This is a genomic window from Acinetobacter sp. YH12096 (assembly GCF_013419215.1).
GTDB classification, from domain to species: Bacteria; Pseudomonadota; Gammaproteobacteria; order Pseudomonadales; family Moraxellaceae; genus Acinetobacter; species Acinetobacter amyesii.
On record NZ_VPAM01000010.1, the window covers coordinates 71,877 to 87,379 of the forward strand.

Consider the following 15,503-nt stretch of genomic DNA (forward strand, 5'->3'; position numbering starts at 1 on the left):
CAATCAATATGCTTTAATATGGCACTAAAATCTGCCGATTCACGTTGTAGTGGAGACTCGCTTTGCCTAATAATCCTGTTTTAAACCATCATATTTCTTCGCAATTCAATGAAGAGTTGCAGGATGTGCATACCAAATTTATGACCATGGGTGGTTTGGTTGAGCAGCAGGTTGCAAATGCCATTCATGCCTTATTGGATACGGATGCAACGATGGCGATCGATGTTCAATTTCAAGACAATACGGTGAACCGTATGGAAACTGAAATTGATGAAGCGCTTACCCTAATTTTGGCGCGTCGTCATCCTGCAGCGATTGATCTGCGCATGGTGATTGCGATGTCGAAAGCCAATACCGATTTAGAACGGATTGGTGATGAAGCGGCAAAAATTGCCCGTATTGCACAAAGCTTGTGTGAAGAGGGGGGGTCACCGCGTGGTTATATGGAAACACGGCATATTGGCAACCAAGTCCGTGTGATGATTCATGATGCGCTCGATGCCTTTGCACGTTTGGATGTAGATCAGGCTTTACGTGTCCTTTTGGCCGATGCCGATATTGACCGTGAGTACCAATCGGCAACCCGTACCCTCATGACGTATATGATAGAAGATCCACGCCACATTACTCGGGTCATGAATGTACTTTGGGTGCTGCGTTCACTTGAACGTATTGGTGACCATGCTCGAAATATCTCTGAACAAGTGATTTATATGGTGAAAGGTCTAGATGTCCGTCACACCAGTGTTGAAGAAATTGAGCAAAAAGTTCAGCGTTAATTGATAAAAACCAATATGAACGAAGCCCATCACACGATGGGCTTTTTTTTGTCTAAAATTAACTATGTGTTTCTTCGTCTTCCTCAAAAGCTCGGGCAATTTTGTCAATATTCAAACTTTTCGCCATCGCATCGAAGATTTGCTTATAGGCACCTTCTTGATGGTACAAATCATGATGCTCCCCGTGTTCTACGATTTGTCCATCTTTCATGACGTAGGTGTAATCGGCATCGATAATTTGCGACAAACTATGCGAAATCATGATGACGGTACGACCTTGCTTAATTTGATCCAAACTATTTTTAATTTGTTCAGCAGCGATAGCATCTAAACTTGCAGTCGGTTCATCCAAGAAAATAATCGGCGGATTTTTCAAGAACATGCGTGCCAAGGCAATGCGCTGTTGCTGTCCACCTGAGAGCAGTAAAGCATCGGCTTCATAGGCATGCGGAAGTTTTAAGATCTGATCATGGATCGAGGCTTTCCGTGCTGCATCGAAGACTTCTTGCTCTGTAGCTGTACTTTTGCCATAGCGAATATTTTCAAAAATTGAACCTGGGAAAATATGATTTTTTTGCAATACCAAACCAATATTTTCACGTAAATACTGTGTATCAATCTGTTCTAAATCGATGCCATCGAGTTTGATATTGCCCACTTGAGGATGATAAAACTTATCCAGTAAGCTAATTAATGTCGATTTACCAGCGCCAGATAAACCAACCAAGGCGGTAATTTTATTTGGTTGGATGCTCATATTGATACGGTGTAATGCCTGAAAACCATTGGGATAACTAAAGTCGACATTGCTCAATTCAAATTGACCTTGAATCGGAGGTTGGGCAGTACCACTGGTTTCAATTTCATGATCCGCTTCTAAGATGTTAAAGAAGCTTTCTGAATAAATCATCGCAGAGTTAATTTCATCATAGATACGATGCAGCGAGCGAATCGGGGCAGAGACATTATTAAATAACAACACGTGATACATAATCATCCCGATACTCATTTGCCCATCCAAAACAAAATAGGCCGTCAGAATGATGATCAGCACTACACCGACCTGTTCAATAAAGGTTTTGAGTCCGTCAAAGATATAACTGGTTTGCCGTGTCTGCATCTGGTTTTCAGTCAGTGACTTTTGCAGATTTAATTGCTTTTTCGATTCGACGGCTTCTTTGTTAAAAGATTTAATGACCGTTATCGAATTGATAATACTCAGAATACCTTGATTTTTCTTTTCAAAATTATCGCGTAGGGCACGGCGTTTGCCTGCCAGTTTTTGTGATTGTTTAAAGGTCAGCCAAAAATAAATCGGCACGATAATTGTGGCCACCACGCCAACCCAAACATTGGCATAATACATTAAGCCCAGTGCAATAATCGCACTGGTAAAAAGCGGTAAAATATCAATAAAAAAGATTTGAACTAGTCGTGTGAGCGAGCTGACACCCCGATCAATTCGAGTTTGGAGCTTACCTGCTTGGTTGTCTTGTTGATCGAAGAATGCCAATCGATAGGTGATAAATTTTTCAATAATGCCTTGGGACAAATCCTGAGAAATTAAAATACGTAATTTTTCACCAAACGATTTTTGTCCAAATTGCACGATGGCATTGATGACTTCTTTTCCCAGTAAAACTACGGTGATGGTGATTAATATATGCCAACCATTGGCTAGACCGAGGCCTTGCTGTAAAAGCTGATTGATGCTGTCTACGGCATATTTGAGTGTCAGGGCATTCACCTGTGCCGTGAGTGAGCCAATTAAGGTCAAGATCAGCGTCACGACCACCAGCCAGCGGTATGGCTGTACGAATGGACGTAATTTTTGGAAAAGCTGCCACAGGTTCATAAGCAATTATTTTTATTGTGAATATGAGCTTTAGTCTAAGACTGAAAATTCTATGCGACAAGCGATGACAATGTTTTGATTTGTGACGAGAGATTTTCAGCTAAGATATTTTTAAATGTGCTCACGACATCAGCATCACGGTGCTGCGCCTAACAGTGTTGAGTTGAACCGATGAATTTTGAATTATTTACGCCTGAACCGCATGCAAATCTGTTGCCCTATGATGGTGAAGTTGAAGATTATGGATTGATCTTCAATGCTGAAGACAGTGAAAAATATTTACGCTATTTCCTCACGCAGTTGGCTTGGCAGCATGATGAAGTCATTTTGCATGGACAGTATTTTCAAACGGAACGAAAAGTGGTTTGGTATGGAGATGCTCATTATGAGTATCACTATTCAGGCATGCAAAAGCAGGCATTGATCTGGAATCCAGCTTTACTGCGCTTAAAGCAACATATTGAGCAACGGGTGGGTCAGACGTTTAATTCCTGTTTGGCCAATTTATACGAAAATGGTACGCAAGCGGTGGGGTGGCATAGTGATGATGAGCCATCTTTGCTTTCACCCACACAGCAGGTGGTGATCGCATCTTTGAGTTTTGGTGCAAGCCGAAAGTTTTGCTTTAAACATAAAAGCACTCAAGAGAAAGTACAGCTTTTACTGCAAAGTGGCCAGTTGATTGTGATGCGTGGGAAAACCCAACGGTATTGGAAACATGCCCTAATGAAGTCGATGAAAGTGACCGAGCCGAGGGTGAATTTAACCTTTCGTTATTTCTATGATCAACAGCCGTAAAAAAAGCCCATATCTAGATGAGCTTTTTTCTTTCTCTGAGGAAGAGTATAGCGACAATCAACTGAAATCATGGAACACATGGTTGAGATGGCTGCTAAAGAACAATAATCATATTATGATAATCTTTCTGGGATTTATAATTAATAAATTCAATTAATAATATGAATTTATCAGATTAATTAAATATCATCTTTACAACATCGCATCAGTTGTGCGCAAACTGATCAGATTTAAATGGCGTCCGATTCTTCCATCATACTGCTGTATTTTTTCTCAATACGCGCTGTACAGTCTTGCATCATTTCTACGACTTTTTGAAAGTTCATAAATTCAAAACGATTTTTAGACGCCAATAGGGTCAAAGCAAGTGGGGGTTCTTTACTGGAAAATTTAATCGGAATCGATAGGCTCGACATATTCGGGTCAACTTCACCATTGGAAAAATAATAACCCTGCTTTTTAATCTTTTTCATTTGCTGCATAAATTCTTCTTCATTATGCGCAAAACCAACTTGAGATAACTCGTCCGCAAAACGGTGGTAATAATCTAAAATCCGTTGCTTAGGTAACTGAGACAAAATTACTTTAGACGATGAGCCTTTATACATTGGACGCGGGCTACCTCGACCATAAGCCAATGCGGCATAGTCTTTATAAAGTTCATGATGTACATCAATGCAAGAGTCGATATTTAGATGCGTCAATAAGCAGCAAGACTCTGTGCGTTCCACAATTTCTTTCATGAAGGGGATGCTAATTTGCACCAATGGATCGGTGGTGCGAGAAATAAAATCAAGCACAGCAATTTTTGAACCCAGTGTGTAATCGCCAGAAGTCCCACTGAGGCGCTGCAATAATTCAGCAGAAACCAGTTCTTTTAAATAGCGATAGCTCGTTGGTTTAGATAAGCCTAATTCTTCACTAATAATGTCGACATTGATGATGGGACGAGCAACTGAAAATAAGTCGAGTACGGTGAGAATTTTACCAAAACTGGAAAGCGCCATAAGAACCTGCTTGGTCACAATAAAAAATGAATCGTTAAGTTACTTTATAACAAATTGCTCGGCCTGATGTTGCGCTTTTCTACATTTGAAATGAAACAAATCTGAAATATCACAGGGTTTCTTAGGGCATCCTGATAAAAGCATAAGAAAAACCTAAAATATGCATTTAAAATATAGTTAAATTATCAAAATAAGATATTTATATTGACTATTATTTACTTTTTTAGCAAAATTGCTATGAAAATATCCTATATTGAATAAATATTGCTCATCCATGTGATGCACAGGCAATGTTGTACATTACTTTTTGTATTCAAATGGTTTGAAACACGATTTGAATCGCTTCTTTACTTATTGAAATTTCTAGTCATTCCTGTGCCGTGATACAGGCTGTGCTATCGAATGTTTAAGCATTCGATACGAGGCCGTTTTCACTAAAAAGAAGCAAGCCACCGAGATCCATCATGCTGCTGACGAAACAAATACTCGCTTTTCGGCCCAATAAAATGGACTGGATTTTTGCGACCAAAACGTTCATCGCGGGCATGCTTGCATTGTATGTGGCCTTTGTACTGAATTTGGCATATCCGATTTGGGCGATTGGCACCGTTTTCGTGATCGCGAATCCATATTCAGGGATGACGTCTTCAAAAAGTTTGTATCGTGTATTAGGGACGTTCTTAGGGGCGGCCGTGTCGGTGGTGGCACTGCCACATCTCATTCACATGCCTGTACTGTTTACGGTGTTTTTAGCGGTTTGGGTTGGGTTTTGCCTGTATTTGTCACTGCTAGACCGTACGCCTCGTAGTTATGTTTCCATGTTGGCGGGTTATACCACGGTCATTATCTGTTTTAACGTCGTGTATTTTATTGATACCGCTTCGATCTTCGATATGGCCTTGGGGCGTTTTCTAGAAATTACGGTGGGTGTGGTATGTAGTGCCATCGTGACCACGACATTATTTCCAATGCATATTGGCCCTGCAGTCGAAACACGCGTGAGCAAAACCTTTGCCGATACCAAAGAAATATTTGATCAGATTTTATTAGAGCCTGCCGAACTAGAAAATTATTCTAAAAATCTTGGCAATATTGCACGAGATATCGCGGATATACATGTCATGGCGGTGCATTTGTCATATGAAAAATCTACCTTAAAAGGCATGACACGTCCATTGCAGGAAATCTTGCATCAGTTGAGTTTGTTGGTCAGTAACTTGGTGGCCATGTCTGAACGGATGAAACAATTAGACGGTCTGGACACACATTATCGGACGGCACTCAAGCAAGCCCATGAACATATTGCCGCGTTTTTATTAGATCAACATCAGATTGAGGAAAGTGAACTTAATCAATTGCCTGAACAGTTTGAGCAAGATTTTCAACAGATTCAGGCACAGGCATTGCCATCACAACAGGTGATTTTGGGCAGTCTAAAAATGGATATTCGCCATTTTATTCAGAATATTCGTGCGATTCGCTTGCTTTGGCAGCGGGTACAACAAGGCGACTCCACTTTACCGGCCACACTAACCGCCTTGGGCAATAGTCATTATCCGACTTTGTACCGAGATGCGGGGGTTGCCATTCGTGGCGGGGTGTCTGCATGTTTGATTATTTTAATTTCTACGGGTTTTTGGATCGTTAGTGGTTGGAAAGCTGGATTTATGATGGCCGAAATGGCTGCGATCAGTGCCTGTATTTTAACTGCAATGGATAACCCTGTTCCTGCATTGAAAATGTTTATTCGCGCCAATATGTATGCGGCTTTTATGGTGTTCATCTACGCCTATGGCATTTTCCCGCATGTGACCGCTTTTTGGCAGTTGATCGTGGTGTTAGCACCATTTGTGATGTTCTGTCTGATGCTATTTTTACATCCGCCTTTGATTGGGATCAGCTTGCCGCTTTTGATGGGCACCATCATGGGACTGAATTTTCAAAACCGCTTTAGCCTCGATCAGGTGTTTTTCTTTGATGCATCGATTGGGACGGTTTTGGGACCCATTATCTCGGTATTTATTATTCATTTAGTACGTGCAATGTCACCAGATATGACGGCCCAACGCATACTTTCACAGCATTACAAGGCACTGCGTCAGGCTTTATATCTGCCGTACGGCTTACCGTTTCGGGTGCATTTACGTAGTATGTTGGACCGAATCGGCATCCTAAACAGCAAAATGGTGCAATCAGGGAACTTGAAACAACAGATCGAGTGGGCTTTGGTGGAAGCCAGTGCGGTGATTGATTTGACCCGCTTGCAAGAACTGATGAATAAACTCGATCCGAATGATGCACTGCTCAGCGAACTCGAAGAGTTACAACAAGATTTAGATGACTATTTTCGTGCCATGGAACAAGGGCAAAAGAATGTGTCTATGAGCTTGAAACAGCAAATTGTAGAGCGAATTCAACGATTGAATCAGGCCGTTCAGGGTATTGAGAATGATGATGTTTTACATCGTATTCAGTATTCACTGAACAATATTCAAAGCAGTTTGTGTCATGTCCTAACACAGCAGATTCCAAATCATTTACAGATCGAGGCACAACATGGGTGAGCTAAATGTGTATGGCGTCTATGTGCCCATTCTATTGATTCAAGCGGTATTGGCCTATCTGTTATTGCGGATCATCATGCGTTTGCTTGACCGATGGATGGCGCAAGATTGGGTGCCGATGCCCAATATTTTTTATTTGGGTGTATTTGTGATGTTGCTTTGGCTGGTGCATGAAATCTTTATTTTCTGCCAGTTCTAAGCCCCTAAAAAAATGAAATGATTGAGGTAATCGTATGACCAATTTGAATGTCCGAAAATATGTTCGGCCTGTATTGTTGATAATCGTGCTATGTGGCGCATTACTTGCGCTGAAACATATTTGGGACTATTACAATTCGGAACCATGGACGCGTGATGGACGGGTACGTGGTGACGTGATTCAAGTGTCATCGGATGTTTCAGGTTTGGTCACAGACGTTTTAGTTCAAGACAACCAACAAGTGAAAAAAGGCCAAGTGTTATTTCGTATAGATGTGGCACGTCAAGCTTTGGATGTTGAGCAAGCCAAATCTGACTTGGCGAAAGCCAAAGCAGGACTGGCAGGGGCTGAAGCGCAGCTTGCTGAAGCTAAAGCCAATCTAGTGAAGTCACAAGCCAATATTAATCTTGCAGATAAAAATGCAAATCGTTATGCAAGTTTGATGGACGGTGCGATTTCAAAACAAGAACAAGATCAAATGTTTGCAGTACGTGATCAATCACATGCAGAGCATGAACAAACTCAGGCCGCGATTGAGCAAGCCAAAGCCAGTGTGGTGCAGCAAAAAGCCCTGATTGAAGCGGCGAATAGCAGTTTGCATTTGGCAGAATTGAATTTAAAACGTTCGGAAGTGGTTGCACCGACTGATGGAACATTGTCTAACTTTGAACTCAAAGCAGGGAATTACGTCAAAGTAGGACAAGCCGTAGCGGCCTTAATTGACCGTCAACAATTGTATGTTGTGGGATATTTTGAAGAAACCAAACTGGATAAAATCTATGTTGGCGCACCTGCAACAGTCCAACTGATGGGAAGTTCTGAAGTTTATAAAGGCCATGTACAAGGCGTTGCAACAGGGATTGAAGACCGTGAACGTACATCGACTGATAGTTTACTGGCCAATGTCAATCCAACCTTTAGTTGGGTTCGTTTGGCACAGCGTGTACCAGTGAAAATTGTACTGGATGAAGTGCCGCATGATCAGTTGGCTTTTGTCGCGGGTCGAACCACCACGATTCATATTGTGGATAAAAACTAAGTTATCCCCAATCATTTCATTTGCGCAGCATTGAGTGATCAATCTTGCGCATAAAAAAGCATCCTTTTTCGGATGCTTTTTTATTTGCCTGTTTGTTGAAAGCGCTTAAGGTTTCAGTCCCACTGGATTTCGATACCAACTTTCAATAAATAATGCTGCAGCAAGGCTGTCGGCAGAAAGATTCTTCGCACGGCCTTGGGCTTGATAATGATCTAATTCATCACGCGCTTCACGTGTAGTTAAGCGTTCATCGACCATCAAGGTTTCAATATTGGTTTGGTGGCGAAGGCGTCGTGCAAATTTACGCGCACGTGTGGAGAGTTCAGATTCGCTATCATCCATATTGAGCGGTAGACCCACGATAAACAAATCCGGCTGATACTGTTTCACAATCTTGAGTAGATTATCCCAATTGGGAATGCCATCTTTCATGGGAAAGAGTGGTAGAGGATTTGCACTTTCAATCAGGGCTTGTCCCACAGCCATTCCTGTTTTTTGTGTGCCAAAGTCAAAGGCCATAATCATTTGATATTGTGGTAAATCAGGCATGTCCAATCTCAGATGATAACCACATGCGGTCTACCCCCATTTTTTTATAGGCAGCGTCCCAGCGGTCGTCATAAGGTAAGTTAAATATTAAATCCATGTCTGAGTCACAAATGAGCCAATCACCCCGAGCAATTTCTTCTTCTAATTGGCTTTTACCCCAACTGGCATAGCCTAGAGCCACCTGATAACGACCAACACCTTCATTGTGTGCAATCGCATCTAAAATATCTTTAGACGTGGTAATGCAGACATTTTCACCTACAGCAATAGACGAATGCCATGTCGGTTGACCTGTATGAAGAACAAAACCTGCCTCTGGGCGCAAAGGACCACCTTGCAACACTTCATGAGGATGCACATTATCTGCCTCAATTTCCAAATCATTCAAGAGTTCTTTGATCTGCAAGCCCGAAGGACGATTAATAATGATGCCTTGAGCACCATCTTCATCATGTCGCGCTAAATAAATCACCGTATTGGCAAAGAATTCATCGTTCATTTCAGGTGGAGCAATCAGGCAGCGGTGTGTGAGGTATTGTTTAGTCACCTAATGGCTTCTCCTTATTGGGGTAAGTTTCATTCTTGGGGTGAATTGCATTCGAATAACGTTGTATTTATCAACATACTAGACTCACAAGTTTTCAACAATGAGTTTTTCTGCAAATTCAATATTTGTCATGCTCGACCAGTGAGGGACATGCTAAAAATCTTCATCGTAAAGGCAGGTCTACAATGCGGTGAATCGTGAAGCGATGATTGGTAATTTGAACAACAGCAGTACAAAAGCGAGGAGAAGATATACGTGATGGATGACTGAGATTGCTTAAAATAGCAGGATAAACTGAGGGTAAAACAATGACACATTTTTCAAAAATAATAGGGATTGCACTCTGTGCAAGCCTACCTATTTCAGGCTTTGCAGGAAGTGCTGACTTACAAAAACATGAATCTCAGGTGATTAAAAAATATAAAAACTTAAATTTTTATGAGGTCAATGAAGCGATAGAACGTGAAATTGTGGATGTCATTGCGGCAGATCCGAGCAGTTTTCACTACGGATTTACGCAACTCGAAAAGCAAGGTTTTGTTCATGTGCAATATTCTCCGGATAAAAAACTAAAATTTTATAGTTTTGATGTGTCTGGCGGAGGCACCATGGGGGAGTGGAGCAGCTATGTGCAATATGCAACGGGAAAAACGCAACATTTAGATCAATTTGACTCAGGCTATATCAATCAAATTTTGCCGATCAACATCCAAAATAAAACCGTATATTTGGTGAAGAGTTATTATAAAGGTGATAATTGCAGTGGATTACATCATCTAAGAGCTGTTGAAGTTGGGCCAAAACAGTTACTTAAATCTTATGTATTTCAAACTAAGCAAAAGAAACTAGATCAAATCTCGGTAGATTATGACTGCCATTATGAAACCGATCGTCGTAGCGGTAATGAATATCTCAAAATCAGTCCGAAACACGTGGATGTAATGTTGCTCAATCAACAACATCAGCCGCAATATAAATATTTACGCTATACCTTAGGCTCGAAAGCCTTTGTGTATCAGGGAGTTGTCAAATAGTGTGTTTAAGAAAAAAGCCTGTGTTGTTTTTAATCCACAGGCTTTTTTGAAAGCATCAAAAATTAACTATGTTGAAATTTTAATTGTCGCAACTGTTTTGCGTGTTGTAAGGTCGTTTGACTAATCTCCACACCACCGGTCATTCGAGCCAGCTCTTGAATCCGATCATCTTCTTCTAATTCGATAATGGTACTGCTTGCAGGATCCGTTTGACGTTTTTTCACCAGGAGATGTTGGTCAGATTGAGCAGCGACTTGGGCTTGGTGAGTAATACATAAAATTTGAACATGCTGTGCCAAATCAGCCAACAAACGTCCGACAATTTCTGCCGTTCCGCCACTGATCCCGACATCAATTTCATCAAAGACTAACACTTCGGATTCGGTTTTTTCAGCATTCATCACTTGCATGACTAATGCAATACGTGACAATTCACCCCCCGATGCCACGCGTGCTAAAGGCTGAGCAGGAATCCCTTTGTTTGCGGTGAACAGAAGTTGAATAAAGCTTAAACCTTCACTTGAAGCTTGTTCTAGAGGCTCAAATTTAAATTCAAAATGAGCCTCTGGGAGCGCGAGCTGCTTCACTTGTTCAGTCAACTGCTTCGCCAATGGGGTAGACGCTTCACGACGAATATCATCCAAATGCTGTGCTTTGGCTAAAAAGTCTTGATGAGACACTTCTACTTGTTCAGCTAAGGTTTCAGGATCTTCAAGTTGATGTAATTGTTCTAGCTCAAGTTGCCACGCATCATAATCATTTTTTAAGTCTTCAGGCTGAGTACGATATTTACGCGCTAAGCGATGAAAAACTTCGAGTTTAGTGTTTAATTCGTCCATACGTTCAGGATCGAAACTTTGACGATCAATAAACTGACGTAAATTTGCGGTGGCATCTTCAATTTCACTTTGAGCGTTCAGTAGCGACGTATAAATTTCAGAAAGTTGTTCACTACGTCCTGCATGCGATTCAATCCGACGAATGATCGCGCCCATTTCTTGATTGATATTTTGCTCGGCGTCATCGAGGGCATTTAGACCATAGCTACAATCTTGCATGATATGTTCATGATGACTGAGACGGTCAAATTCTTGCTCGATTTCTTTGTAGTCCGTTTGCACAACGTCTTCAAGTTCTTCCAATTGAAGTTCAAGCGTTTCTATCCGTTGCTTACGTGTGGCTTGGGCGTCGAGTGCTGCTTGGTGCTGACGAATGTCCTTTTGCCATTTGCTATAGGCATCACGCACGGCTTGAGCAGGCTGATAAAAATTGTAATAGCGATCTAGCCAATGTTTTGGGTAGGGCGGTTCTAAGAGTTGTTGTTGGCTGTGTTGGCTATAGAGTTGTACCAATAAGCGGCCAATTTCTTTTAATTCTGATAAGCTGCTCGGACGTCCATTAATCCATGCTTTGCTGCGACCTGTTGCAAAAATTACGCGACGTAAATGGATTTCGCCAGACTCATCATCTAGTTCGTGTTCTTTGAGCCAAAGCGCTTCAGGACTGTGCTCTTGATAGCTAAAGGTCGCTGTCACATCGGCTTTGTCTGATCCATAGCGCACATAGTTGGTGTCTGTACGTTCACCTAAGCAAGCTGATAATGCGTCTAGAAGTAAAGATTTACCTGCACCCGTTTCACCCGTCAGGACATTAAAGCCTTGTTCAATGTCGATGGCTAAATGGTCGGCTAATGCAAAATTGATCAGAGTTAAATGTGTCAGCATAAACGCATCCGAGCTGCGAAAAGTTCTAGTTAAAGATAATTAAGTTTTGTTTTAGTCACAAGACAAGTTTTATTTTAAGATGACGAAAAACCTCATAATTCTATCTTAAATTCAGTTTAACAAGAAATTAGTTTCTTATCCGCTGTATCCATGCAGTGTTGTGATGCAAAGGGTAGATGATCTTGCATAACGTGAGCTGAAACCATCCAATATCCTGCCAATTCCTCACAAAACACGTTTGTGTATGTATTCTTGTATTTAATCTAGCGTGTTATTGCCATAAAACGTCATGATTTGGTCACTCAAATCCACCAATATGATTCATTACGCTGCTATTTTTTTGAAATGAGTTTGCAGCGTTTCAATTAACCCTAACTAGGACTTTAGTGGATGAAACAAAAAAGTATTTTGTACAACAGCACAGCTTGTTTTAGACTCTAAATGTTGAGGTGGTGGGATGAAATAGGGGCACATCCAGTACTCAGATTTTTGTAATTATCTATCGCACAGTTTTCAACACAGATTGATTAGTTTTTGCAGCACAATTAAACTACATCGATCAAAATATTATAAATATGCTTTATCTGGAGAAAACGCATGTCAGCACAGTTTGATCATGTATCGGTAATCAAAAAATCAAATGTTTATTTTGGCGGTCTATGCATCAGCCATACTGTGCAATTTGAAGATGGAACAAAGAAAACACTGGGTGTGTTGCTTCCAACTGAACAAGCGCTGACTTTTGAAACTCATGTACCTGAACGTATGGAAATTATTTCAGGCGAATGTCGTGTTCAAATTGCAGATAGCGAAGAAAGCGAATTATTCCGTGCGGGCCAATCGTTCTACGTGCCAGGTAATAGCCGTTTTAAAATTGAAACAGATGAAGTCTTGGACTATGTGTGCCACTTAGAAGGCTAATGATTCAATCAATTTAGGCACAGTTTTTTAACCTTAAATCGGTTAAACTATGTGTCATAGCATAAATCCTGTAAAGCTTGCTTTGCAGGATTTTTCTTTTTGGCAGCCTATGCTGTGCTCTAGGGATATCATACCCTGTTCAAAAGTTTATCGAAGTTTGCAATTTAGAGGTCGTTCATGGCGAAACCGGAATATTATTATGGCGTTCATTCAGTGGAGTCATTACTGGAACTTGAGCCAGAACGCGTTTTAACTTTATTTGCGTTAAAAGGACGTGATGATCAGCGTTTAAAACGTATTTTTGAGTTGGCAGAACCGTTTGGTGTCAGCATTCAAAAAGCTAGCCGTGATAGTTTGGAAAAACTTGCGGGACAACCGTTCCATCAAGGTGTGGTCGCAGCTGTACGCCCACATCCAGTCTTGAACGAAAAAGATTTAGAGGCTTTATTACAAGCCAATCCAAATGCGTTGCTATTGGCATTAGATCATATTACAGATCCACATAACCTTGGTGCATGCATTCGTACAGCGGCAGCCATGGGTGTTGAAGCCGTGATTGCACCGCGTGATCGTTCAGCGACACTTACCCCAACAGCCCGTAAAGTTGCTGCTGGTGGTGCTGAAAAAGTGAAGTTTATTCAGGTGACCAACTTGGCACGTACATTGGCTCAAATCAAAGAAGATTTTAACGTGCGTGTGGTCGGCACCATGCTAGATGAAAAAGCGTTGCCGATTCAAAACTTTGACTTCACAGGTACGGGTGTATGTGTGGTGATGGGCGCTGAAGATACAGGTTTACGTCCCATTACGCAGGCGCAATGTGATCAAACTGTGTACATTCCAATGGCCGGCAATTTGCAAAGCTTAAATGTCAGTGTCGCAACAGGTATGGCATTGTATGAAGCATGTCGTCAACGTAATAATGAATTGAAATAGCAGTGATGATGTCTCCCCAAAAGCAAGGTTATTTATATGTTTTCATTACCATGTGTATTTGGGGGGGATTCACCTTAACGGCGCGTTTAAGCGCCAATTGGGGAATCAGTGCTTGGGATATCACGGCACTTCGGTTTGCTTTGGCATTTTGCATCTTAATGCCAATTTTGATTTATAAAAAAGATACGGCTTTTTTATGGAAGAAAGAGCCTTTTATCCTCGCTATGCTCGGTGGGGTGACCTATTGCTTAACGGCCTATAGCGCATTTCATTATGCTCCTGCGGCCCATGCTGCAATCTTCCTCAATGGTTGTATTCCCTTATGTACGGCCATAGCCGCATTCCTGATCTTCAAACAGCCACTCGATAAGCATACCTGGATCAGTGTGGTGATTATGGTCTCTGCCATTAGCTTAATGAGTTATTTGATGTATGTGGAAACCGGTGTAGCGTTTGGTTTAGGTGATTTGCTGTTTTTTATCAGTGCCATTTGGTGGGGAATATTTACGGTATTGCTTAAGCAATGGAAACTCTCTGCTTGGCATGCCATGGCAGGGGTTGCGATTTGGTCTGCCGTGGTATTTGTGCCAATTTATCTAATATTTTTCCCTAAACATTGGTCCGATCCTGAGCCATTGCAACTCATTGGACAAGTTATCTTTCACGGTATTTTTGTGGTGATTATTGCGACTTTAACGTATGTAGAGGCGATCAAGCGCCTGGGTGCATTTAAAGCCGGAAGTATCGTAACTTTGGCACCTTTTATTGCTGCAATTTTAGCGGTACCGCTGCTGAATGAACCCTTAAGTTTTGCAATTGTGTGTGGATTGGTCGGGATGGGGATTGGAGCGATTCAACCGTGGAAATGGTTGGGACGAAAGGATAGTCTAGAGCAGCAACTCGAACAACAAAAACAGCAGTCTGAGTAAGACTGATTTTTTATTTAGCTTTTTTCAGCGTGCGCTAAGTACTTGAGATGCAACGGCCGAAGCTGTGCATAAAGATGATCTAAATGACCATCATTCAGCACGATATCATCTGCAATTTTTTGCTTTTCCTGACGTGACATTTGAACTTGAATAATTTTTTGGATTTGCTCGATATTTTGACCATCACGCTGTGATGCACGCTGAATTTGCAATTGTTCTGTGGCATCAATCAGCAAGGTGTGATTGGCCAATTCATGTTGATTGGTTTCAAATAATAACGGCGAAACCAAGATGACATAGGGGCTGGTGGCTTCGTTTAATTGTTGGATAATGGACTGGCGTATTGCAGGATGGGTAATGGCTTCAAGTGCTTGACGTGCTGTAGGATCTTTAAAGATATGCTCGCGTAATGCACGCCGATTTAACTCACCATTTGCAAGTAAAACCCAATCACCAAATTGTTGCTGAATTTGATTCAGTGCGGGTTGCCCCGGTTCGACAACTTCCCGTGCAACGATATCAGCATCGACGACTTGAATGCCTTGGAGTTCAAACCAATTGCTTGCAGCAGATTTACCGCTACCAATACCACCTGTTAAACCCAAGACAAATGTCATACAAC

General features: G+C 41.5%; 15 protein-coding genes. 9 read left to right on the plus strand and 6 right to left on the minus strand.

The annotated features are described in order from the left end of the window. The first annotated feature begins 62 nt into the window (after positions 1–62). Positions 63–779 carry a phosphate signaling complex protein PhoU gene (phoU, locus tag FTU36_RS06360; protein ID WP_078189433.1) on the plus strand — a complete coding sequence of 239 codons (717 nt, stop codon included), beginning with the start codon at positions 63–65 and terminating at the stop codon, positions 777–779. A 58-nt stretch (positions 780–837) separates the two neighbouring features. On the opposite strand, the gene FTU36_RS06365 is transcribed toward phoU, so the two are convergent. Further along, positions 838–2,634 carry an ABC transporter ATP-binding protein gene (locus FTU36_RS06365; protein WP_180117128.1) on the minus strand — a complete coding sequence of 599 codons (1,797 nt, stop codon included), beginning with the start codon at positions 2,632–2,634 and terminating at the stop codon, positions 838–840. Positions 2,635–2,805: 171 nt separating this feature from the next. Between FTU36_RS06365 and FTU36_RS06370 the strand changes: the two genes are divergently transcribed. After that, the gene (locus tag FTU36_RS06370) at positions 2,806–3,432 is read left to right on the plus strand and encodes an alpha-ketoglutarate-dependent dioxygenase AlkB (RefSeq protein WP_180008049.1); all 627 of its coding nucleotides are present in this window, start codon (positions 2,806–2,808) and stop codon (positions 3,430–3,432) included. 230 nt (positions 3,433–3,662) lie between these two features. Here FTU36_RS06370 and FTU36_RS06375 read toward each other — a convergent pair whose 3' ends face one another. After that, positions 3,663–4,439, minus strand: coding sequence for an IclR family transcriptional regulator (locus FTU36_RS06375; protein WP_078189430.1), 777 nt, complete (start codon positions 4,437–4,439; stop codon positions 3,663–3,665). Between the two features lie 464 nt (positions 4,440–4,903). On the opposite strand from FTU36_RS06375, the gene FTU36_RS06380 reads away from it, so the two are divergent. From FTU36_RS06380 to FTU36_RS06390, 3 genes are read left to right on the plus strand one after another with little or no spacing between them, the layout of a single operon-like run. Then, positions 4,904–7,003, plus strand: a complete 2,100-nt coding sequence (locus FTU36_RS06380; RefSeq protein ID WP_180117130.1) for an FUSC family protein — start codon at positions 4,904–4,906, stop codon at positions 7,001–7,003. Continuing rightward, positions 6,996–7,202 carry a DUF1656 domain-containing protein gene (locus FTU36_RS06385; RefSeq protein ID WP_078192571.1) on the plus strand — a complete coding sequence of 69 codons (207 nt, stop codon included), beginning with the start codon at positions 6,996–6,998 and terminating at the stop codon, positions 7,200–7,202. Before FTU36_RS06380 ends, FTU36_RS06385 begins: the two co-directional genes overlap by 8 nt. A gap of 34 nt (positions 7,203–7,236) precedes the next feature. Beyond that, positions 7,237–8,241 carry an HlyD family secretion protein gene (locus tag FTU36_RS06390; protein WP_180074134.1) on the plus strand — a complete coding sequence of 335 codons (1,005 nt, stop codon included), beginning with the start codon at positions 7,237–7,239 and terminating at the stop codon, positions 8,239–8,241. A gap of 105 nt (positions 8,242–8,346) precedes the next feature. Here FTU36_RS06390 and ruvX read toward each other — a convergent pair whose 3' ends face one another. Then, entirely contained in the window at positions 8,347–8,790 is a 444-nt protein-coding gene (ruvX, locus tag FTU36_RS06395; protein ID WP_078192570.1) for a Holliday junction resolvase RuvX, read from the minus strand. After that, on the minus strand, positions 8,783–9,337 hold the full coding sequence (locus FTU36_RS06400) for a YqgE/AlgH family protein (protein WP_078189425.1): 555 nt from the start codon (positions 9,335–9,337) through the stop codon (positions 8,783–8,785). Before FTU36_RS06400 ends, ruvX begins: the two co-directional genes overlap by 8 nt. A 308-nt stretch (positions 9,338–9,645) precedes the next feature. Between FTU36_RS06400 and FTU36_RS06405 the strand changes: the two genes are divergently transcribed. Then, entirely contained in the window at positions 9,646–10,371 is a 726-nt protein-coding gene (locus tag FTU36_RS06405; RefSeq protein WP_180036126.1) for a hypothetical protein, read from the plus strand. A 62-nt stretch (positions 10,372–10,433) separates the two neighbouring features. Here the strand turns inward: FTU36_RS06405 and recN are convergent, their stop codons facing one another. Further along, positions 10,434–12,095 carry a DNA repair protein RecN gene (gene recN / locus FTU36_RS06410; RefSeq protein WP_078189423.1) on the minus strand — a complete coding sequence of 554 codons (1,662 nt, stop codon included), beginning with the start codon at positions 12,093–12,095 and terminating at the stop codon, positions 10,434–10,436. A 597-nt stretch (positions 12,096–12,692) separates the two neighbouring features. On the opposite strand from recN, the gene FTU36_RS06415 reads away from it, so the two are divergent. The 3 genes from FTU36_RS06415 (at position 12,693) to FTU36_RS06425 (ending at position 14,881) form a co-directional block, all read left to right on the plus strand. Next, positions 12,693–13,016, plus strand: a complete 324-nt coding sequence (locus FTU36_RS06415) for a pyrimidine/purine nucleoside phosphorylase (protein ID WP_067763086.1) — start codon at positions 12,693–12,695, stop codon at positions 13,014–13,016. 177 nt (positions 13,017–13,193) lie between these two features. Then, positions 13,194–13,952, plus strand: coding sequence for a 23S rRNA (guanosine(2251)-2'-O)-methyltransferase RlmB (gene rlmB, locus FTU36_RS06420; protein ID WP_168378207.1), 759 nt, complete (start codon positions 13,194–13,196; stop codon positions 13,950–13,952). Positions 13,953–13,960: 8 nt separating this feature from the next. After that, positions 13,961–14,881, plus strand: a complete 921-nt coding sequence (locus FTU36_RS06425; protein ID WP_373686350.1) for a DMT family transporter — start codon at positions 13,961–13,963, stop codon at positions 14,879–14,881. A 14-nt stretch (positions 14,882–14,895) separates the two neighbouring features. Here the strand turns inward: FTU36_RS06425 and coaE are convergent, their stop codons facing one another. After that, positions 14,896–15,498 (minus strand): dephospho-CoA kinase, encoded by a 603-nt coding sequence (coaE, locus tag FTU36_RS06430; RefSeq protein ID WP_168378206.1) that lies wholly within the window; start codon positions 15,496–15,498, stop codon positions 14,896–14,898. Between the last annotated feature and the right edge of the window lie 5 nt (positions 15,499–15,503).